Genomic DNA, 20829 nt, shown 5'->3' on the forward strand with positions numbered 1-20829 from the left:
CGAACCTGAACCACACCGGTCTTGCGACTCAGTACCAGTTCGGGTCCCGCTTGAGTTGCTCCTGAAGCATGGCTTTCATGCCATCGTCCGGTTTGCCAAGCCACCGGTACTGCGCATGGCGGGTAGGCGACTTGTCGCTGGGCAGGCCTTCCGGTACCTCCACCAGCATCCCGTAGGCGTCATCCTTGTCCCAGCTGAATGCCACGATCAAACGCTTGTAAGTGCATTTGTCCGCAGCTTCGCAGAGCGGGCCCACGAGGTATTTATCGCCGTCTTCCGTGACCGCCGACATCTGCTGAGGCGAGCTCCCCGTCAGGTTCAACACCCAATCGGGCAGGCGTTCCTCGCCTTTGACGGCGTCCTGCCAGGATTCCCGGTACTCGGCGTCGCTACCCAGCAATTGATCGACGCGTAGCTGGCCATCATTGGCCGCCAACGCTGCTGCAGTGGCGCTCATCATCAGAACGCCAGCTACGGCATTGCGTAACAGCCTGCTCATCTGCGACCGCGTCCAAAGAAGAACGAGGCAACGAAAAGAACCAGGAAGACGATGAACAGGATCTTGGCGATACCCGTTGCAGCGCCAGCGATACCACCAAAGCCCAGAACTGCAGCGACGATGGCGATGATGAGGAAAGTGATAGCCCAGCTCAGCATGGTGATTCTCCTTTGTTTTCAAAAGCAGGGTGATCAGAACACCCAACGGTCCTGTGGTACGACATGTTCAACGGTTGCAGGGGACTCGGCCTTACCCTTCGATGGCAGCGGCTCGGCTGCTTGTACGAGGTTACTGGCGCGGGTGTTCTGGATCTGCGACAGCAGGGCGGTTTGCGCCGCCACTTGGTCGGCCAGGCGGGCCGTTTGCACGCTGTAGTAGAACAGCCCTGCTGCCAAAGTCAGCATGACCGCGATGCCAAGCGACATGATCTGACGCAGTGGCAGGGCGGTAACGTGCAAACGGTTGACAGATGGGCGGTTCATACCGGCTTCTCCTGCTGTAATTTTTGTCCAGACTTGAACAAGTAATTGCAGCCTGCGTGCCAGCTTTGAAATTAGAAAATATCCTTATTTTTCAACAATTTAAAAGATTGAACCATTAGGACCTACCACGTATCCTGCACGATGCCCCCTGGGGGGCCGTGCGAAATGCACGATCACCCTTCAACCTTGGTTGCCACCTTGAGCATGTCGGCATCGACCCCACGCACACCAATGATCTGTCTGGCGATGTCTGTCGCGATATTCTTCTGCTCCGGGCTGACGACTTCGCCGGAGAGTCTGACCAAGCCATCCTGGCTCACCACCTTCAGATTCAGCCCGTCAAGGTTGCGGCTGAAGCTGTAACTGCTTTGGACCTTATCGACGATCCAGGCATCGCTTGGCTGCGGTCCGGTCGGGGCATCCACAGGCTGGTCTTTGGCTTTGATCATGGCTGCGGTGTCAAGGCTGATCAGGTTGTTGACCAGGTACACTCCCTCGGTCGTACGCGCCACGACGCCCGCAAGCTCCTTTGCCTCGGGGTTGTCTACCCGCCCCCGGAGCGTGACGACACCGCTGTCACTTTGTACCTCTATGGGTGCCTTCTCAGTCAGGCGGCTCCACAACAGCCGTGACCGTATGACTGCCGTAAGCGTCACGTCCTCCGTGCGCTGGGCATAAGCGCGCAACGCCAGTGGACGCTCGACCAGCTCAGGATTGACCTGCACCTGATTGTCGACCTTCTCGATACCTGAAGTGGCCAAGGCCACTTCCTCGACCAAACGTCGCTCAACCTCATTCTCGACCTCCCCAGCCAAACGCGCCGACGCGCCATCGACCTTAACGGTGATTCGGTAAGGGTTGAGGATCCGATTCAAGGACACTGCCGTCTGCAGCGAACCTTCCAGCCGAGCATTGTGGACAGGATCGTCACTGGCCACAGCGGTGAAGGGCAGCAAACTGACCGCTAGCGCAAGCGCGCGAAAGGGGAAAGGCATGTCGTAGTCTCCTTTTGTAGGCAAAATCTGAAACTCTTCGCAACCAATGTGCCAACCACTCTCTCTAAGCAAATTGCCGGCCCCACGGGGCATTCAAGCTTCTTGGTCGACCCGCTGGCGTGCAAAGGGCAGAATCCTTCAGAATTGACCATGCAACTTGCCCGATTTTTCCCACACTAAACCAAGATATTTCCCAAAGGAGCGCAGGTACATGGAATCAGCCCAGGACAAGCAAGGCCGCATTCTGCTGGTGGATGACGAGTCCGCGATCCTGCGCACCTTCCGCTACTGCCTGGAAGACGAGGGCTACAGCGTGGCGACCGCCAACAGCGCCACCCAGGCGGAGAGCCTGCTGCAGCGCCAGGTGTTCGACCTGTGCTTCCTCGACCTGCGCCTTGGCGAGGACAATGGCCTGGACGTGCTGGCCCAGATGCGTGTTCAGGCACCGTGGATGCGCGTGGTCATCGTGACCGCCCACTCCGCTATCGACACGGCGGTCGATGCCATTCAAGCCGGTGCCGCCGACTACCTGGTCAAGCCTTGCAGTCCTGACCAGTTGCGCCTGGCCACAGCCAAGCAACTGGAGGTACGCCAGCTTTCCGCCCGCCTGGAAGCCCTGGAAGGCGAAGTGCGCAAGCCCAAGGATGGCCTGGACTCCCACAGCCCGGCCATGATGGTCGTACTGGAAACAGCCCGCCAGGTAGCAACCACAGATGCCAATATCCTGATCCTGGGCGAGTCCGGGACCGGTAAAGGTGAGCTGGCCCGCGCCATCCACGGCTGGAGCAAGCGTGCGCGCAAGGCCTGCGTGACCATCAACTGCCCGTCGCTCAATGCCGAGCTGATGGAAAGCGAACTGTTCGGCCACACGCGAGGGGCCTTTACCGGCGCCAGCGAGAGCACCCTTGGCCGCGTCAACCAGGCGGACGGCGGTACGTTGTTCCTCGATGAAATCGGTGACTTCCCCCTGACCCTGCAACCCAAGTTGCTGCGCTTCATCCAGGACAAGGAATATGAGCGTGTTGGCGACCCCGTCACCCGCCGGGCCGATGTGCGCATCCTCGCCGCCACCAACCTCAACCTTGAGGAAATGGTGCGCGAGGGCCGTTTCCGCGAAGACTTGCTCTACCGCCTGAACGTCATCACCTTGCACCTGCCGCCCCTGCGCGAGCGCAGTGAAGACATCCTCACGCTCGCCGACCGCTTCCTGGCCCGCTTCGTCAAGGAATACTCAAGGCCAGCCCGCGGCTTCAGCGACGAGGCACGCGCAGCGCTGCTCAATTACCGCTGGCCGGGCAACATTCGCGAATTGCGTAACGTGATCGAGCGGGCCAGCATCATCTGTCCCCAGGAAAAGGTCGAGATCAGCCATCTGGGCATGGGCGAGCAACCGGCAAGCAACGCGCCGCGTGTAGGTGCCGCCTTGAGCCTGGATGAGCTTGAGCGCGCGCATATCGGCGCCGTGCTGGCTGCCAGCGACACGCTTGACCAAGCCGCCAAGACCCTCGGGATCGACGCGTCGACCCTGTATCGCAAGCGTAAGCAGTACAACCTGTGAAGTGGCCGACCATGAAGCTGCGCACGCGGCTCTTTCTCAGCATCTCGGCGCTGGTCACGGTCGCCCTGCTGGGGCTGCTGCTTGGCTTGGTAAGCGTCCTGCAAATGGCTTCGGCCCAACAGGCGCTGGTTCGCGACACCAATCACTCGCTGGATGTGGGGTTGAAGCTACGCCAGAACCTCGGTGAGCAACTCATCCTGCTGCTGGATACGGACACGGCTCCCGATCAGTTGCAAGCACTGCAAGACAATTTCCAACGCCTGCTCGACCAAAGCCTGGCCGACGGTGGCCAGCGGCCTGGGTTCAGCGAAGCCCGCGACCACTACCAGGCATTTCTCGAGGCTTACCACGCAACCCCGGCGCCTTCGCGCAGCCTGGCCGTGGACCAGCCACTGGGCGCCGCATTCAATCAAGTGCGCACCGACCTGATCGATTCCCACAAACAAGCGCTGGCCAACATCGCTCGCAGCGAAGAACAAAGCCGTGCCCGCGCCTTGCTGGTCGGCGGCGTGCTGGGCTTGATGGGCCTGGTGGTTCTGGTTCTGGGCTTTATCACTGCCCACAACATTGCCCGCCGATTCGGGCAGCCCATCGAGGCCCTGGCCAAGGCAGCCGATCAGCTCGGCAAGGGCAATTTCGATGTCACGCTCCCTATCACTCAAGCCAGCGAGCTGAACCAGCTCACGCGTCGCTTCGGGATCATGGCCGACGCCCTGCGCAAGCACCAGGCCACCAATGTCGACGAATTGCTCGCCGGGCAGCAGCGGCTGCAAGCCGTGCTCGACAGTATCGATGATGGCCTGCTGATCATCGATCGACAGGGCTTGCTTGAGCACTTGAACCCGGTTGCTCAACGCCAACTGGGCTGGAACGACAGCCGTGTTGGCAGCAGCCTGGCCGAAGCCCTGGAACGACCTGAGCTGGAACAGCAACTGTGCCAGGTGCTGCGCGGCGGCAGTCTGGACCGGCAACCGGACGACCTTCACATCGATGTTGACGAGGAAACGCGCCTGCTGACCTATAGCCTGACGCCCGTCAGCCATCCCCAAGGCCCGATCCTGGGCGCTGTGATGGTGCTTCACGACGTGACAGAACAGCGTGCCTTCGAGCGGGTGCGCAGCGAGTTCGTGCTACGCGCCTCCCACGAGCTGCGCACGCCTGTCACCGGTATGCACATGGCGTTCGGCCTGCTGCGCGAACGGGTCAAGTTTCCCGAAGAAGCGCGTGAGTACGATCTGCTGGAAACCATCGGCGAAGAAATGCAGCGCCTGACCCAGTTGATCAATGACCTGCTCAACTTCAGCCGCTATCAAAGCGGCCTGCAAAAGCTCGACCTGGCGCCCTGCGCCGTCGATGAACTGCTGGAGCGGGCGCAATTACGCTTCGCCGACCAGGCGGGCCAGAAGCAGATCGAACTGGTCCTGGCCCTTGAACCGCCATTGCCACGCATTCAGGCTGACGTTGCCCAGCTCGACCGTGTGTTGGACAACCTGCTGCACAACGCGGTCAGGCATACCCCACAGGGCGGGCGCATCCGCCTGCATGCGCGGCGCCATGCCGAACGCGTGATCATCAGTGTCGAGGACACGGGCGAGGGTATCGCCTATGGCCAGCAGGCCCGTATCTTCGAGCCGTTCGTGCAAGTAGGGCGCAAGAAAGGTGGAGCCGGCCTGGGACTGGCCTTGTGCAAGGAAATCGTGCAGTTGCACGGTGGGCGCATGGGCGTCTTCTCGCGACCGGGTGAAGGTACCCAGTTCTACCTGGCCCTGCCGGTCTGATGCTCGCAAGGCGCGTCAGGCCTGTCTGCCCCGTGGCAATTTATCCCGCGTGACCAGCTCGGCGAACTGACGGGCCGTCAGGGCCTTGGCGAACAGCCAGCCCTGGCCGTACTTAACGCCCTCCCCAAGCAGCAGCAGTGCCTGGTCTTCACGCTCGATACCTTCGGCGATCACCCGTAGATGCAGGTCGTGGGCCATGCGGATGATATGCGGTGCCACGCCGCTGCTGGCGGCATCGTGGCCCAGCGCATCGATGAATGCCTTGTCGATTTTCAGGCAATCCACGGGCAAGGTCTGGAGATAGGCCAGGCTGCAGTAGCCCGTACCGAAATCGTCGATCAGCACCTGATGGCCCTGGGCGCGCAGTGCTTGCAGGTTTTCGCGCGCCACCACCACATCGATCAGGCCGCGCTCGGTCACCTCGAAGGCGATCTGCCTAGGGGCCACCCGGTGCAGCGCCAGCAAGCGCGCCGCCACTTCCCCAACACGCGGAACCATCACGTCGCACGCTGCCAGGTTCACCGAGATGTACAGCATGGGCCGTGAGCGCAACAGCGGGCCGAGTTGCTCGAGGACGCGTCGCAGGACGAAGTCGGTGATCTCACGGATCTGCCCGGTATTTTCGGCCAGCGGGATGAACAGCTCAGGGCTGGTCAAGGTGCCATCGGGCCGACGCCAACGCACCAATGCCTCGGCTCCCACACAGCGCCTGCTGTCGAGCTCGAAAATCGGCTGGTAAAGCACTTGCAACTGGCCACGACTCAGCGCCTGCTGCAGCTCCGAGCTCATGGAGCGTCGCTGTTGCGCCAACTGCAAGACCAGCCAGCCGATGCAACAAGCACCCAGTACGCTGCCTGGAAACAGCAGCCACAGGGCGCCATTCATGCGCAGGGGGAGACTTGCGCGTGGTGCGATCAGAACCAACTGGTAATCAGGAGACTTGGTGGGCATGCGATAGATCAGACGGTCGCTGAACTCCAGCAGCGTTTTGTGGCTGGTCGACCACACAGAAGGCGGTGGCCACACTTGGGGCGGGCCCAGCACCGGGATCGCCCGGGCACCGTTATCCAGCACGACCAACAAGCTGCCGCCCGGGGGCAAATCCACCACATCGGTCAGGTGCCCGCGGGACGTTGACACCAGAAACCGGCCACGCCCCAGCATCAGCGCGGCAAGGTTTTCGTCGGGCTCGGTGGTGGTATTGAGCCAATAGCTGTAGACCGGCCCCTTGATGTCTGGCGGGCGCAGCGGCACGAAAGCCCGCTCGTCACCTCGGTTCGAGCACGCGACATCACCGTCCACATAGGCCGCCTCGTAGATGAACCGTGAACTCAACCCGATCTGCTGCAAGGCCGTCAGCATGGCGGGGCCGCAGCCACGCAAAGGCTGCGTCTCCAACAAGTCCACGCCTTCGCGCAACTGCCCGAACACCTGCTCGAGTCGCTCCAGAAAACGCTCGCCCTGAGCATTCATCTGTTCGCTTTCACTTTGTTTCATCTGCTGCAACGCAATGGCGATGCTGGCGGTCAGCAACAAGGCGGCACTGGCGATTGCCGCCAAAGCGGCAAGCATCCAGGGACGGTAGAAAAATTGGCGCAAGGCCGTCAGGCGATCAGGCATCGAAGGCATCCAGTTGATTACCAAGGTATAGCAACTCAATGGACAATTACCTTTGCCGTTTAGCGCTTCGCTTGGGCGAGGACCAAACTGCCAGCCGTCAACGCTTTACGGCATGCGGTTGAGCACCTCGAGCATGGCGGCCGTCTGCGCATCGGGCTGGCCGTCGAAGCGTTGAGGTCGAAAGCGCATCTGGAACGCCGCGATCACGTGCCGTGTCTGCACATCGAGCACGCCCGTCTGCTCGATGGCATAGCCAAACCGGGCAAGGGCCTGCTGGTACCACCCAATCGTAGGGGGATTGACCTCAAAATAGGCCTGCTGGCGAGCCACGGCAGAGGCGTCAGGCCAAACGCCCAGGCCGGCGTCGGCCAGGCGTTTCCACGGGAACAGCGGGCCGGGGTCCTGCTTGCGCAGTGGCGCGATGTCGCTGTGGCCAATGATGTGCCGTGGCTCGATGCCGTTACGCTTGACGATGTCCTTGAGCAGCGCGATCAGCGACTGGATCTGCGCTTCGCTGTAGGGGTGCCATACCCGCCCGGCAGGCGTATCGGTAAAGCCAGCATTGACGATCTCGATGCCGATGGACGATGAGTTCAACCAGGTTCTGCCCTGCCACTGGCTATCGCCAGCGTGCCAGGCTCGCCTGCTTTCATCCACCAACTGGTAGACAGTGGCGGGGCCATCACCGATCAGGTAGTGGCTGCTGACCTCGCCGTGGGTCAGCAACGCCAACGAGCGCTCCAGCGAAGCATTGGTATAGTGCAGCACCACGAACTGAATGCGGTTGTCGTGGTTGGCTGACGGGTGGCTGCGGTCAATGCGCAAGCCCGTCGAACAACCGGCGACAGTCAGCAGCAGCAGGGTGATCAGTGTTTTTTTCAGCGTGGAAAGCACGGCAGTGGCCTCAGCGAATGAGCGCTACAGTATAACGGTCTACCCGCATCTGCGCTCGCCCTTGCCAGGCCCCCGGTCAGTGCTGCTCCACGCAATTGCGCCCCCGTTGCTTGGCACGGTAAAGCGCTGCGTCAGCACGCTTGAGCACCTGATCGGCCACCTCACCGGGCCTGAAGGCGCTCAGGCCGATGGACGTGGACACTACCACCCGCTCTCCCTTGAAGTGAAACGGGCAGGCCTCTACGGCAAGGCGCATCGTTTCGACGACCTGCAATGCGTCTGCCGGCGAGGTGTCGGGCAGCAGCAACACGAACTCCTCGCCCCCGAAGCGGGCAATGAAATCCTGGCCCCGCAGCCGTTTGTGCAACTGATCGGCCACGATCTTCAGTACCTTGTCGCCGGCCAGATGCCCATAGCCATCGTTGATCTGCTTGAAATGATCCAGGTCCAGAATCGCCATGGCCAGGTCGCCGCCGTTTTCCTGCCAGCGCTGCATTTCGCGCTCTACCTGTTCGCTCCAGGCCGCACGATTGGGCAGGCCGGTCAGTGGGTCGAGCAACGCCTTTTGCCGCTGCTCCTCCAGGTGCTCACGATAACCCAACGCTTCCTGCTCCATGCTGGCCACGCGCTCGGACAGGCCCTGCAGGCGCCCAGCCAGCGCCTGCTCGCGGCGGTCGCGCTCGTGCTGGTGCTGGTCCATTGTCATCAGCAAGCCCTCGAGCCGGCTTTCGAGCAGGTGCTTCAAGCTCGATACGTCTGCGGCGCCCTGCATGTCGGTTTGCAGCCCGTCCACCTGTTCACGCAATTGAGTGTCCAGCTGGCGTGCTGCACTGCTGTTGTCGGCGTGACCGGCACTGGCGGCCTGCAAGTGGCCGTGGAAACCTTCGAGCCGTTCATTGAGCAATTGCAGATAGGTTTCGAACTCATGCTGGCCACTGTCGGTGATCGCCAGCAGCAACACGGCAAGATCATCCAGTACAGGAATCAACTCGTACCAGTTCATACCGCGCGCCACCCGTTCGCGCATCGCCTGCGCCTGGGCCTTGTGGCGATCTGGCAGGCTCAGGTCATCCAATAGACCGAGCAGCGTCTGCTCGATATGGGCGGCAACCTGGCTGTAGGGCGGCTCGACTGCGTAGGGCAGCGCATAGGCGTCTTGATCAGCCAACGGCACATCGGTCAAAGGGGTCGGGTCATCATCCCCCCCAGTTCGCAATGGCGTATCCATCGCCATGGGAGGTGCCGGGGGAATGGGTGGCGGCTCGACATCCGGCACGTGTTCAGACTCGACCAGCGACGGGGACGCATCGTTATGTTCATGCCCATCGTGTTGAGGCAGAAGAGATGCTTCCTGTACCAGGGGTTGGGCGGCAACAGGGGCGGGGCCCGTCACCTGCTCGCTGGCGGCCTCGACAGGCGCCGGTTCATCGCGGCCTTTGAACAATCGCTGCAGAAAGCCGCCCCGCGATCCGCCTTCGGGCCTGTCCAGCGCGGCCAACGCACGCCCTTGCAGACCACTGAGTTCCCCCAGCAGTGGCGGCAGATCACGAGACTGGGTAACGCCGGCCTCCAGCCGCTTGGCAAGCTTCTTCAACGGCCTTGAGACATCGCTGCTCAACGGCAGGCCTTGCAACTGATCGACCAGCGCCGTCAGCGCATCGCCCACTTGGTGCATGCGGGTTTCGCGGCGCTGTTCAGACTCCAGTACGGCTTTTTCAAGACGGGGGATCAGGCCGGCGAGCCCGGCGTCCATGTTGTCACTGCGAATGACCTCGCGCATTTCCTTCATGCACTGGTCGACGACCTTGTCGCTGCCCTCGGCGGCCAACGTACTGCGAACCAGGCCTCGACGCAGCAAGTCCAGGCGCGCTTCCCAGCGACGTTCGAGCTTCTCCTGTTGCTCAATGCTTATCAGGTATTTTTCTTTCCAGCGCTCGGCTTCTTCGGTCATGCCTGTGTCCGCACGGGTGATACAACTGGGGCTGTCTGATACACACTGTCGGCGCGCGCCCGGGACACTTGAGGGCAAGCGAGGCGTCAGTTGATTCAGCTCAAGGCCGGCAGCGTATCCACAGTCAATGCATCAGGCAATCGGATCTCGACGGCCACGGGAAGATGATCGGAAATCGGCTGGGCCAGCACCTCGACCCTTTCCAGGGTAAGGCTCGGGCTGAGCAGGATGTGGTCCAGGCAGCGCTGTGGTCGCCAGCTGGGGAAGGTGGCCTCCACCTGGGGCGCGATCAGGCCAAGGTCGCGCAAGGGTGAGTGCTCGAGCAGGTCGGTGGCATGGGTGTTCATGTCCCCCATCAACACCTGATGGCGGTACCCGCCGATCAGTTCGCGGATGTAGGCCAGCTGCAGTGCGCGGGTCTTGGCGCCCAATGCCAGGTGCATCATGACCACGATCAGCGCGTCCTCACCCTCGCCGAAGCGCACCAGGATAGCCCCGCGCCCTGCTGGGCCAGGCAGTGGGTGATCTTCGAGCTGATGAGGCTTCAGACGGCTCAGTACGCCATTGCTGTGCTGGGCGAAGCGCCCAAGGTTGCGATTGAGCTGTTGGTACCAGTAGGGGAAGGCACCCAGTTGGGCCAGATGCTCGACCTGGTTGACATAGCCCGAGCGCATGCTGCCCCCATCCGCCTCTTGCAGGGCCACCAGGTCGAAGTCACCAAGCAACTTACCGATTTTCTGCAAGTTGCTGGCCCGGCCAGTGTGCGGCAACAGGTGCTGCCAGCTGCGCGTCAGGTAATGCCGATAACGCTCGGTACTGATGCCTACCTGGATATTGAAGCTAAGCAGCCGCAGACGACCATCTTCCGGCAAACCGGGGGCTTGCAGGTGATGCTCGTTGACCTGCGGCTGGGGCAGGGCAACGCCGCGCGTGGCCCGTAGGCGAGGCATGGGTGCGCTGCCTACTTGGCAGCGCGCTCCTTGTCGATCAACTGGTCGGCCACGTTGAGGACGCCCTCAGGCCCACCAGCGGTGCCCAGGTCGAAGCGATACTTACCGTTAACCACCATGCTGGGAACGCCAGTGATTTCATATTTCTTGGCCAGTTCTTTCGCCTGGTTGACCTGGCCCTTGATGGCGAAGGAGTTGTAGGTAGCCAGGAACTTGGCCTTGTCCACACCTTGCGTTGCCAGGAAATCGGCCATGTCTTCTGGGTCTGTCAGACGCTTGCGCTGGTTTTGAATGGCGTCGAATACCGCCGCGTGCACCTTGTGCTCGACGCCCATCGCTTCCAGGGTCAGGAACATCTGGCCATGGGCATCCCAAGGGCCGCCGAACATGGCCGGCACACGCTTGAAGTTGACGTCCTTGGGCAGCTTGTCGACCCAAGGGTTGATGACAGGCTCGAAGTGATAGCAATGCGGGCAGCCATACCAGAACAACTCGACCACTTCGATCTTGCCAGGCACGGAAACCGGAACCGGGTTGCTCAGCTCGACATATTCCTTGCCGGCTACAGGCTCTGCGGCCTGGACGGAAGTCATACCAAGTACGCTGGCAGCGACCAGCGCAGCGCTGAGAATCAGTTTACGCATGCTTTACTCCTGAGCAGTCATGGGTCGCCACGGCACGACCTGGATTGAGACAGGCCGGGAAGGGCTCTAGTTCTGTAGTGTAACGGCTGCGGGCAAAAAAAAGGGCAGCCGCGCCGCCCTTTCATCTTTGGCTTGCAACATTAACCCGGCATTAATGCAGGCCCTGGATGTAGCTGGCCAAGGCCTCGATGTCATGGTTACTGAGCTTCCCGGCGATGGTGCGCATGGTCATGGCATCCCCATCATTGGTGCGGTTGCCTTCACGGAAGTCGGTGAGCTGCTTGCTCACGTATTGGGCATGCTGCCCGCTCAGGTGAGGGAACCCGGCCAGTGCGATACCTGCCCCGTCAGGCGAGTGGCAGCCCGTGCAGGCCGGCATGCCCTTGTCCAGGTCGCCACCGTTGAACAGCGCACGCCCACGCTCGACCAGCGCAGGGTCGGCTGCACCCACGCTGCCTTTCTGGCTGGCGAAATACGCCGCGATGTCGGCCAGGTCCTGGTCGTTGAAGCCGGCCAGCATGCCGGTCATCTCCAGCACGACGCGTTTGCCGGACTTGATGTCGTGCATTTGTTTTTCGAGGTAGCGCTGGCCTTGACCTGCCAGCTTGGGGAAGTTCGGTGCCAGGCTATTGCCATCTGGGTTGTGGCAGGCCCCGCAGACGGCCGTCTTGGCCTGACCTGCGGCGGCATCGCCTTTGACGGGCTGCGCAGCAGTGGCCGCACCTGCGACACCCAGGCTCAACAGCAGACTCACGACTAGTTTGTTCATCAGCTAATCCAACACGGCTAGGGGTGAAATGTTATGTATCGGGACTGCCATTCATCCAAAGGATGACCAGACGGTAGTCCTCGGCACTGCAGTCCATGCACAATCCACGCGGCGGCATAGCCTTGAAACCCTGAGCATTGTGCCGTGCCGAGCTATTCATGCATTGCGCCAGATCAGGATTCGGGTTGCCCGATCGCCCGTCTGGGCTCATGGAGCAGGCGTTCGCTGTACCCCCCGCACACACGCGGTTGTACAACACCTCGGAATCCTGTGTAGCCTGTGCGCTGAAAACCGGCAGGAACAGACCGACAGCAAGCGGCCATTGCGTATTGCGCCATGACGTTCAGGGTTGGGGGCCGCGCTGCGTTCTAATGCGCAAGCTCATGTTCGACACCCCATGCTCGTCCCCCAAAGCCGGGAGAATGAGCACACAAAAACTGGGGCATTATATACTTCCGCCACCCAAACGGAAACGACACCGCTTGCCAGGCCCCGCTCGACAGGGGGCTGGCATCACCACATCGGATATCCCATGCAAGTCAAGAACCCCATCCTCGGCCTGTGCCAGAAAGCCAAATTCGCCCTCAGCGCTGCCAAGGTCGAACAATGCCCGGACGACCAGGGTTACGAGGTGGCCTTCGCCGGCCGCTCCAACGCCGGCAAATCCAGCGCACTGAACACGCTGACCCATGCCAGCCTGGCCCGTACCTCGAAAACACCCGGCCGTACCCAGTTGCTGAACTTCTTCAGCCTGGATGACGAACGCCGCCTGGTCGACCTCCCAGGCTACGGCTACGCCAAGGTGCCCATCCCCCTCAAGCAGCACTGGCAGCGCCACCTGGAAGCTTACCTGGGCAGCCGCGAATGCCTGCGTGGCGTGATCTTGATGATGGATGTCCGCCACCCGATGACGGACTTCGACAAAATGATGCTCGATTGGGCCAAGGCCAGCGGCATGCCCATGCACATCCTGCTGACCAAGGCCGACAAGCTCACCCACGGCGCCGCCAAGAACACCTTGCTCAAGGTGCAATCGGAGATCAGGAAAGGCTGGGGCGAAGGCGTGACCATCCAACTGTTCTCGGCCCCCAAGCGCCTGGGCCTTGAAGACGCCTACCGCGTGCTGGCCGAGTGGATGGCGCTCGAAGACAAGCCTGTCGCCTGAGGGCGAAGGCCCGCGTCAGGCAAATTTCAGGCAAAAAAAACCCCGGACTTCGTATGGGGAGGGGGAAGTTCGGGGTCCAAGCCCGGACCGCTAGGGCGGGGTCCGGATATCTGCCAACACTTAACACAACATAGGAGCATCGAACGGCTTCACCAGCCATTCAGGTACTCTGAGTTGCAGTTCACTGCTTTAGTTCCTGGGGCCTGGAACTATTTGCCACAGTTTCATGAAACGGATGGATACAGGCCGGGGCGCCTGTAACGAAAATCGCCACACAACGCCCCTTTGCCCCGTGCAATCAGTGGGCTTCGTCCCAGTTCGCGCCTACACCGGCCTCGACCAGCAGCGGCACATCCAGTTGCGCCGCCTGGCTCATATGCTTTCGAATTTCATCTTTCACCAGGTCCAGCAAGTCTTCGCGCACCTCGAGAACAAGTTCGTCGTGCACCTGCAGGATCACCCGCGCATCCAGTGCGCTTTCGGTCAGCCAGTTTTCCACATTGACCATGGCGCGCTTGATGATATCGGCGGCCGTGCCTTGCATCGGCGCGTTGATCGCCGTGCGCTCGGCTCCCCGGCGCAAGGCTGGGTTCTTGGCGTTGATATCAGGCAGGTAGAGCCTGCGACCGAACAAGGTTTCCACGAACCCCTGCTCTGCGGCCTGGGCACGGGTACGTTCCATGTAGGCCAGCACCCCTGGATAGCGGGTGAAGTAACGATCGATGTAGTCCTGGGACTGCTTGCGGTCCACCCCGATCTGCTTGGCCAGGCCAAAAGCGCTCATGCCGTAGATCAGCCCGAAGTTGATCGCCTTGGCGCTGCGCCGCTGGTCATGGGTAACCTGCTCGAGCGCGACGCCGAATACTTCCGCTGCCGTCGCACGGTGCACGTCCAGATCGTTCTGGAAGGCGTGCAGCAAGCCTTCGTCCTTGGCCAGATGCGCCATGATGCGCAGCTCGATCTGGGAGTAGTCGGCGGCCAGCAGCTTGTAGCCAGGGCTTGCGATGAAGGCCTGGCGGATTCGCCGGCCTTCGGCCGTGCGGATCGGAATGTTCTGCAGGTTCGGGTCACTGGACGAAAGACGGCCCGTGGCCGCCACTGCCTGCTGGTACGACGTGTGGATTCGACCCGTGCGCGGGTTGATCTGCCCTGGCAGCTTGTCGGTGTAGGTGCTCTTGAGCTTGCTCAGGCTGCGGTACTGCATCAGCACTTCAGGCAGTGGATACCCTTGTTCGGCCAGCTCGTCCAGCACGGCTTCTGCCGTCGATGGCTGGCCCTTGGCCGTCTTGCTGATCACCGGCATGCCCAGCTTGTCGTACAGGATCGCGCCCAGCTGCTTGGGCGAACCCAGGTTGAATTCCTCCCCCGCCAGTTCGAAGGCCCGCTGCTCCAGCTCGGCCATCTTCACACCCAGCTCGCCGCTCTGGACGTGCAACAGCGCCGCATCGACCAACGCGCCCTGGCGCTCGATCTTGGCCAGCACCGGTACCAGCGGCATTTCGATGTCCATGAGCACCGGCTGCACACTGGGCGTCTTGGCCATGTGCGCCTGCAACGCCTGGTGCAGGCGCAGGGTGATGTCGGCATCTTCGGCCGCATAGGGGCCAGCCTTGTCCAGATGAATCTGGTTGAAGGTCAGCTGCTTGGCACCTTTGCCCGCAATGTCCTCGAAAGCGATGGTGGTGTGCCCAAGGTACTTTTGCGCCAGGCTGTCCATGTCATGCCGCGTGCCCGTCGAGTTGAACACGTACGATTCGAGCATGGTGTCATAGGCCACACCCCGCACCTGGATAGCGGGAAAACCATTGGCAAGGATGTTGATGTCGTACTTGGCGTTCTGGCCCACCTTGGCTTTTGCCGGATCTTCCAGCAGGGGCTTGAGCGCAAGCAGGACGGCCTCACGATCCAACTGGACAGGGGCGCCTTCGTAGTCGTGCATCAAAGGGACGTAGGCCGCTTCATGGGGCTCGACGGCAAAGGAAATCCCTACCAGCTGGGCGCGCTGTGCATCAAGGCCGGTGGTTTCGGTATCGAACGCGAACAGCGGTGCCTGGCGCAGCTTCTCGAGCCAGGCGTCGAAGCGGTCTTGGTCAAGGATAGTTTCATAGCGGGCCTCGACCATGGCCGCCGGGGCCTCCACCGGGGGCAGTTGATCCCCTTCCCGAGCCGCATCGCGCTGCAGGTCGGCAATCCAGCTCTTGAACTCCATTTCGGTGTACAGCGCCAGCAGCGCCTCGCGGTCCGGTTCGCCGCACACCAGTGCATCGACTTCGATGTCCAGCGGCACGTCGATCTTGATGGTAGCCAGCTCGTAGGACATGAAAGCCGCATCCCGGTGCTCTTCAAGCTTGGCGGGCAGGCTCTTGGCGCCACGAATAGGCAGCGCAGGCACCTTGTCCAGGTTCGCGTACAAGTCGCTGAGCCCCCCGCCGATCCCGGTCAACAGCCCGACGGCGGTCTTTTCGCCCACACCTGGCACACCTGGGATGTTATCGACCTTGTCGCCCATCAGCGCCAGGAAGTCGATGATGTGCTCGGGGCCGACCCCGAATTTCTCGTGCACGCCAGCCACGTCCAGCACGCTACCGGTCATGGTATTGACCAGGGTAATGTGCCCGTCGACCAGCTGCGCCATGTCCTTGTCGCCGGTAGAAATGATGACCGGGCGGTTCAGCGCTGCGCTGCTACGGGCCAAGGTACCGATGACATCGTCAGCCTCGACGCCCTCGACGCACAACAGTGGGTAGCCCATGGCCTTGACGCTGGCATGCAGCGGCTCGATCTGCACCCGCAGATCGTCCGGCATGCTGGGGCGGTTGGCCTTGTAGTCGGCGAACAGGGTGTCGCGGAACGTGCCGCCCTTGGCGTCGAACACCACGGCGAACAAGCTGTCCGGGTACTGCCTGCGCAGGCTCTTGAGCATGTTGAGCACACCCTTCACCGCACCGGTCGGCATGCCCTTGGACGTGGTCAGCGGGGGCAGGGCATGGAAGGCGCGATAAAGGTAGGAGGAACCGTCCACGAGGACGAGGGGCGCTTGGCTCATGAGCAGAATCAACCTTTTCGACGGGTCCGGCGCTAGAATAGCCAGAATCATTGACGACAAAGGGACTAGGTTATCATGCGTACACTCAATCGCCTGTTACTGCTCTGCCTGATGGCAGGTCTGCCCGTCGTCACCTTGGCGGCGGATGACGCGCCCTCGGCCGATCCCGAGGTGACCATTCGCACGGAAGGCGACAAGACCATCCAGGAATATCGCCAAAACGGCTTCCTGTATGCGATCAAGATCACGCCCAAACATGGCAAGCCTTACTTTCTGGTACGCGCCGATGGCTCCGATGGCAATTTCATTCGATCCGACCAGCCGGACATGCTGATTCCGTCCTGGAAGATCTTCGAGTGGTAATCTGACGCGCACCGTTCACATCAACCCGGCACTTCGGCCAGAAGTGCCTGCATGGGCAATCTTTCATCATGTCAGTCTTCACCCCCGTGACCCGGCCTGAGCTGGAAACCTTTCTGGCACCTTACGAGCTGGGTCGTCTGCTCGATTTCCAGGGTATCGCCGCCGGCACCGAGAACAGCAATTTCTTCGTCAGCCTCGAACAGGGGGAGTTCGTGCTGACGCTGATCGAGCGCGGGCCCAGCGAGGACATGCCGTTCTTCATCGAGTTGCTCGATACCCTGCACACGGCCCGGATGCCAGTGCCCTACGCCATTCGTGACCGTGACGGCCATGGCCTGCGCGAGCTGTGCGGCAAGCCGGCGCTGCTGCAACCCAGGCTCTCGGGCAAACATATCAAGGCGCCCAATGCCCAGCATTGTGCCCAGGTCGGTGAACTGCTGGCACACATTCACCTGGCCACCCGCGAACACATCATCGAGCGCCGCACGGACCGAGGCCTTGAGTGGATGCTGGCCGCCGGGGCCGAACTGCTGCCGCGCCTGAACGCCGAGCAGGCCAGCCTGCTGCAACCGGCGCTGGATGAAATCGCCGCTCACCAGGCGCAGATCCTGGCATTGCCCCGGGCCAACCTGCATGCCGACCTGTTCCGCGACAACGTGATGTTCGAAGGCACCCACTTGTCTGGGGTCATCGACTTCTACAATGCCTGCTCGGGGCCGATGCTGTACGACATTGCCATTACCCTGAACGACTGGTGCCTGGATGCACAGGCCGGCATCGATGTACCCCGCGCCCAGGCTTTGCTTGCCGCCTACGCCGCATTGCGGCCATTCACAGCAGCCGAAGCTGAACTCTGGCCGCAGATGTTGCGCGTTGCCTGCGTGCGGTTCTGGCTGTCTCGCCTGATCGCGGCTGAGTCCTTCGCCGGCATGGACGTGATGATCCACGACCCAAGCGAATTCGAAGTGCGCCTGGCGCAGCGCCAGCAGGTGGCCGTGAAGCTGCCATTCGCCCTCTGACCCGAACCCTGTCGGCAGGCCCTGCGCCTGCCCATGGGAATCAGGCAATGCCCAGGCGGCGCTCAACCCAGGCATGCCGCCACCTCATACCATTACAACTGCTCCAGGCAGCTCGCCAGGTCGCTTCCTAGCTTGTCGAGCAAGCGCTCGTAGCCTTGCGCATTTACCGGATCGGTGCCGCCAAGCGCATCGAGCTCGGCCAGGCGCACCGGCAAACCGGCTGTCAGGGTTTCGGCCAGTCGAGGGCGCAAGGGCGGCTCGCTGAAGACGCACGTCTTGCCCACTTCCTGCAGCCGCTTGCGCATGGCGGCCACGTGTTGAGCGCCGGGCTGCACTTCGGAGGCCACACTGAACACGCCGGTATGCTTGAGGCCATATTCAGCTTCGAAATAATCGAAGGCCTCGTGGAACACGAAATACGGCTTGCCGGCCACGCCCGCTACCCTTGCCTTGATACGGGCGTCGAGCGCGTCCAGGCGTTGGGTGAACGCCGCCAGGTTACGCTTGTAGCGGTCGGCATTGGCAGGGTCCGCGCTGGCGAGATCGGCGGCCATCTTTCCAGCGATCACCCGGGCGTTCACCGAAGACAACCACAAGTGCGCATCGAGGCTGCCCGGGCGGTGGTCATGGTCATGGTCGTCATGGTCTTCGTCATGGGAATGGCTGTCTTCACCGAAGTGACGCAGCTTCATGCCCGGCAGCGACTGTACCGCGACGGTCGACTTGCTGCGGTTGCCCAGCACCCTTGGCAGGAAGCCTTCCATGTCCGGGCCGATCCAGTACAGCAAATCCGCATCCGCGACCCTGCGCACGTCCGAGGGACGCAATGCGTAATGGTGAGGCGAGGCGCCTGGCGGCAACAGCACTTCAGGGCTGCCGACACCGTCCTGCACAGCAGCGGCGATCTGTTGCAGCGGCTTGATGCTGGTCAGCACACGCACGTCGGCGTGGGCGGAAAATGCGATGAAAGCGACAAACAGGGTAAGGAATCGGGCCACGGTAGGTACTCGAATCGTCAGAAACAGGTAACATAATAACGTCTCCATCCAGAATCGTCGCTGCCCATGTCCATTACGCCGCTGGCCAACCGTCCCCATGACCATTCCCATTGCGTGCACAGCGCCCTGGCCGAAGCCGACGCCTTGTGCGCCCGTCAGGGGCTGCGCCTGACGGCGCTGCGTCGCCGGGTACTGGAGCTGGTGTGGCAGAGCCACAAACCGCTGGGCGCCTACGACATTCTGGCGGTGCTCAGCGAACAGGATGGTCGTCGCGCGGCGCCGCCCACGGTGTACCGCGCGCTGGACTTCCTCCTGGAAAACGGCCTTGTGCACCGCATCGCCTCGCTGAACGCCTTCATCGGTTGTAGCCATCCCGAGCATTCGCACCAGGGGCAGTTTCTGATTTGCCGACTGTGCCATATCGCCATTGAACTGGAGCAGGCGAGTATCAGCGATGCCATCGTCGGCAGCGCCAGGCACGTGGGTTTCACGGTCGAGAACCAGACCGTCGAAGTCGTGGGCGTGTGCAGCAACTGCAAGGACGCGGCATGAGCGACGCGCTGATCCGCCTGGAGCAGGTCGGCGTCACCTATGGCGGCGAGGCCGTGCTCGACAGCATTGACCTGGCAGTCGCGCCCGGCCAGATCGTCACCCTGATCGGGCCCAATGGGGCGGGCAAGACCACGTTGGTCCGCGCCGTGCTGGGGCTGCTCAAGCCACACCGCGGCTCGGTATGGCGCAAACCCCGGCTGCGCATTGGCTACATGCCGCAAAAAATCCAGGTCGACGCCACGCTGCCGTTGTCGGTGCTGCGCTTTCTGCGCCTGGTGCCCGGCGTGGATCGCGTGGCGGCCTTGTCAGCGCTTCAGCAGGTCGGCGCCGAGCACGTGATCGACAGCCCGATCCAGACGGTGTCCGGAGGTGAAATGCAGCGCGTGCTGCTGGCCCGTGCACTGCTGCGAGAGCCGCAGTTGCTGGTGCTGGACGAGCCGGTCCAAGGCGTTGACGTGGTAGGGCAGACCGAGCTGTACAACCTCATCACCCGACTGCGTGACCGCCTGGGTTGCGGCGTGTTGATGGTTTCCCACGACCTGCACCTGGTCATGAGTGCGACCGACCAGGTGGTGTGCCTGAACCGCCATGTGTGCTGCTCCGGTCATCCCGAGCAGGTCAGCGGTGACCCGGCATTCGTCGAACTGTTCGGCCAGACCGCACCGAGCCTGGCCATTTATCACCATCATCATGACCACAGCCACGACCTGCACGGTTCGGTGGTCGCCCCAGCCCCCCATGTTCACGGAGCGCACTGCAAGCATGGCTGATTTTCTTCTCTACGCCCTGCTCGCTGGTCTGTCCCTCGCGCTAGTAGCTGGCCCTCTTGGCTCGTTCGTCGTCTGGCGGCGCATGGCCTATTTTGGCGACACCCTGTCCCATGCCGCCTTGCTGGGCGTGGCCCTGGGCTTCGTGCTGGATGTCAGCCCCACGTTGGCCGTCACCGTGGGCTGCCTGTTGCTGGCGATTCTGCTGGTGACCTTGCAGCAACGCCAGCCTCTGGCATCCGACACACTGCTGGGTATCCTGGCACCCAGTACCTTGTCCCTGGGCCTGGTGGTGCTGAGCTTCATGCACGACGTACGCATCGACCTGATGGCTTACCTGTTCGGGGATCTGCTGGCCATCAGCCCGACCGATCTTGCCTGGATCTTGGGCGGTAGCGCCCTGGTACTCGTACTGATCGCCGTCTTGTGGCGCCCTTTGCTCGCCGTCACCGTCCACGAAGAACTGGCAACGGTCGAAGGGCTGCCGGTTGCAGCCTTGCGCATGGCGCTGATGCTGCTCATTGCCGTAGTCATTGCGGTGGCCATGAAGATCGTTGGCGTCTTGCTGATCACTTCTTTATTGATCATTCCGGCGGCAGCTGCACAACGGCATGCGCGCTCTCCGGAGCAGATGGCCGTAGGCGCCAGCGTCATAGGCGTAGTCGCGGTCTGCGGCGGGCTGGCCTTGTCATGGTTCAAGGACACCCCTGCCGGCCCATCCATTGTGGTGTGCGCTGCGGTGCTATTCTTGCTGAGTCTGGCCCTGCCCAAACGGTGAG

At 62.0% G+C, this 20829-nt stretch carries 21 protein-coding genes; 8 read left to right on the forward strand and 13 right to left on the reverse strand.

From position 1 onward, the window contains the following. Window positions 1-28: 28 nt before the first annotated feature. The 4 genes from FS767_RS00100 to FS767_RS00115 all read right to left on the reverse strand — a co-directional run bounded on the left by FS767_RS00100 (window position 29) and on the right by FS767_RS00115 (window position 1976). Window positions 29-499, reverse strand: coding sequence for an inhibitor of vertebrate lysozyme family protein (locus FS767_RS00100; protein WP_058638704.1), 471 nt, complete (start codon window positions 497-499; stop codon window positions 29-31). Next, a complete protein-coding gene (locus FS767_RS00105; RefSeq protein ID WP_023532363.1) occupies window positions 496-657 on the reverse strand; it encodes a DUF1328 domain-containing protein in 162 nt (53 codons plus the stop codon). Before FS767_RS00105 ends, FS767_RS00100 begins: the two co-directional genes overlap by 4 nt. A gap of 33 nt (window positions 658-690) precedes the next feature. Continuing rightward, complete coding sequence (locus FS767_RS00110; RefSeq protein ID WP_058603694.1) at window positions 691-981, reverse strand: hypothetical protein; 291 nt, start codon at window positions 979-981, stop codon at window positions 691-693. 173 nt (window positions 982-1154) lie between these two features. Then, a complete protein-coding gene (locus FS767_RS00115) occupies window positions 1155-1976 on the reverse strand; it encodes a BON domain-containing protein (protein WP_144963962.1) in 822 nt (273 codons plus the stop codon). Between the two features lie 211 nt (window positions 1977-2187). Here FS767_RS00115 and algB point away from each other — a divergent pair, with 211 nt between their 5' ends. Both algB and FS767_RS00125 read left to right on the forward strand, forming a co-directional pair. Further along, window positions 2188-3534, forward strand: coding sequence for a sigma-54-dependent response regulator transcription factor AlgB (algB, locus tag FS767_RS00120; RefSeq protein WP_023532715.1), 1347 nt, complete (start codon window positions 2188-2190; stop codon window positions 3532-3534). Window positions 3535-3545: 11 nt separating this feature from the next. After that, complete coding sequence (locus tag FS767_RS00125) at window positions 3546-5312, forward strand: KinB sensor domain-containing domain (protein ID WP_144963727.1); 1767 nt, start codon at window positions 3546-3548, stop codon at window positions 5310-5312. Window positions 5313-5327: 15 nt separating this feature from the next. On the opposite strand, the gene FS767_RS00130 is transcribed toward FS767_RS00125, so the two are convergent. The 7 genes from FS767_RS00130 to FS767_RS23130 form a co-directional block, all read right to left on the reverse strand. Next, a complete protein-coding gene (locus FS767_RS00130) occupies window positions 5328-6932 on the reverse strand; it encodes an EAL domain-containing protein (protein WP_371921565.1) in 1605 nt (534 codons plus the stop codon). 105 nt (window positions 6933-7037) lie between these two features. Beyond that, window positions 7038-7826 (reverse strand): N-acetylmuramoyl-L-alanine amidase, encoded by a 789-nt coding sequence (locus FS767_RS00135; protein ID WP_144963729.1) that lies wholly within the window; start codon window positions 7824-7826, stop codon window positions 7038-7040. 76 nt (window positions 7827-7902) lie between these two features. Continuing rightward, the gene (locus FS767_RS00140) at window positions 7903-9777 is read right to left on the reverse strand and encodes a GGDEF domain-containing protein (protein ID WP_144963731.1); all 1875 of its coding nucleotides are present in this window, start codon (window positions 9775-9777) and stop codon (window positions 7903-7905) included. A 95-nt stretch (window positions 9778-9872) separates the two neighbouring features. Continuing rightward, window positions 9873-10727, reverse strand: coding sequence for an endonuclease/exonuclease/phosphatase family protein (locus FS767_RS00145; RefSeq protein WP_023532864.1), 855 nt, complete (start codon window positions 10725-10727; stop codon window positions 9873-9875). 11 nt (window positions 10728-10738) lie between these two features. Then, the gene (gene dsbA / locus FS767_RS00150; protein WP_058603689.1) at window positions 10739-11371 is read right to left on the reverse strand and encodes a thiol:disulfide interchange protein DsbA; all 633 of its coding nucleotides are present in this window, start codon (window positions 11369-11371) and stop codon (window positions 10739-10741) included. A gap of 151 nt (window positions 11372-11522) precedes the next feature. Continuing rightward, on the reverse strand, window positions 11523-12140 hold the full coding sequence (locus FS767_RS00155) for a cytochrome c (protein ID WP_023532830.1): 618 nt from the start codon (window positions 12138-12140) through the stop codon (window positions 11523-11525). 31 nt (window positions 12141-12171) lie between these two features. Then, complete coding sequence (locus FS767_RS23130) at window positions 12172-12444, reverse strand: cytochrome c5 family protein (RefSeq protein WP_078477785.1); 273 nt, start codon at window positions 12442-12444, stop codon at window positions 12172-12174. Between the two features lie 228 nt (window positions 12445-12672). On the opposite strand from FS767_RS23130, the gene yihA reads away from it, so the two are divergent. Further along, window positions 12673-13305, forward strand: coding sequence for a ribosome biogenesis GTP-binding protein YihA/YsxC (gene yihA / locus FS767_RS00165; RefSeq protein WP_144963733.1), 633 nt, complete (start codon window positions 12673-12675; stop codon window positions 13303-13305). Window positions 13306-13603: 298 nt separating this feature from the next. On the opposite strand, the gene polA is transcribed toward yihA, so the two are convergent. After that, entirely contained in the window at window positions 13604-16351 is a 2748-nt protein-coding gene (polA, locus tag FS767_RS00170) for a DNA polymerase I (RefSeq protein WP_178102695.1), read from the reverse strand. 75 nt (window positions 16352-16426) lie between these two features. On the opposite strand from polA, the gene FS767_RS00175 reads away from it, so the two are divergent. Beyond that, window positions 16427-16714, forward strand: a complete 288-nt coding sequence (locus FS767_RS00175; protein WP_027913237.1) for a DUF2782 domain-containing protein — start codon at window positions 16427-16429, stop codon at window positions 16712-16714. Window positions 16715-16782: 68 nt separating this feature from the next. Continuing rightward, a complete protein-coding gene (locus FS767_RS00180; protein WP_027913238.1) occupies window positions 16783-17733 on the forward strand; it encodes a homoserine kinase in 951 nt (316 codons plus the stop codon). Between the two features lie 92 nt (window positions 17734-17825). On the opposite strand, the gene FS767_RS00185 is transcribed toward FS767_RS00180, so the two are convergent. After that, complete coding sequence (locus FS767_RS00185) at window positions 17826-18779, reverse strand: zinc ABC transporter substrate-binding protein (protein WP_371921566.1); 954 nt, start codon at window positions 18777-18779, stop codon at window positions 17826-17828. An 18-nt stretch (window positions 18780-18797) separates the two neighbouring features. Between FS767_RS00185 and zur the strand changes: the two genes are divergently transcribed. Genes zur through znuB form a run of 3 tightly spaced genes read left to right on the forward strand, consistent with a single transcriptional unit; the run spans window position 18798 to window position 20828 of the window. After that, window positions 18798-19283: a zinc uptake transcriptional repressor Zur gene (gene zur / locus FS767_RS00190; protein ID WP_058603684.1), complete on the forward strand. Its 486-nt coding sequence runs from the start codon at window positions 18798-18800 to the stop codon at window positions 19281-19283. Beyond that, entirely contained in the window at window positions 19280-20053 is a 774-nt protein-coding gene (znuC, locus tag FS767_RS00195; RefSeq protein ID WP_058603683.1) for a zinc ABC transporter ATP-binding protein ZnuC, read from the forward strand. The genes zur and znuC overlap by 4 nt, the downstream gene beginning before the upstream one ends. Continuing rightward, on the forward strand, window positions 20046-20828 hold the full coding sequence (gene znuB, locus FS767_RS00200; RefSeq protein WP_027913242.1) for a zinc ABC transporter permease subunit ZnuB: 783 nt from the start codon (window positions 20046-20048) through the stop codon (window positions 20826-20828). The genes znuC and znuB overlap by 8 nt, the downstream gene beginning before the upstream one ends. Window position 20829 lies beyond the last annotated feature (1 nt).

Origin of the sequence: Pseudomonas sp. DE0010 (genome assembly GCF_007680745.1) — a bacterium.
Lineage (GTDB): Bacteria > Pseudomonadota > Gammaproteobacteria > Pseudomonadales > Pseudomonadaceae > Aquipseudomonas > Aquipseudomonas parafulva_B.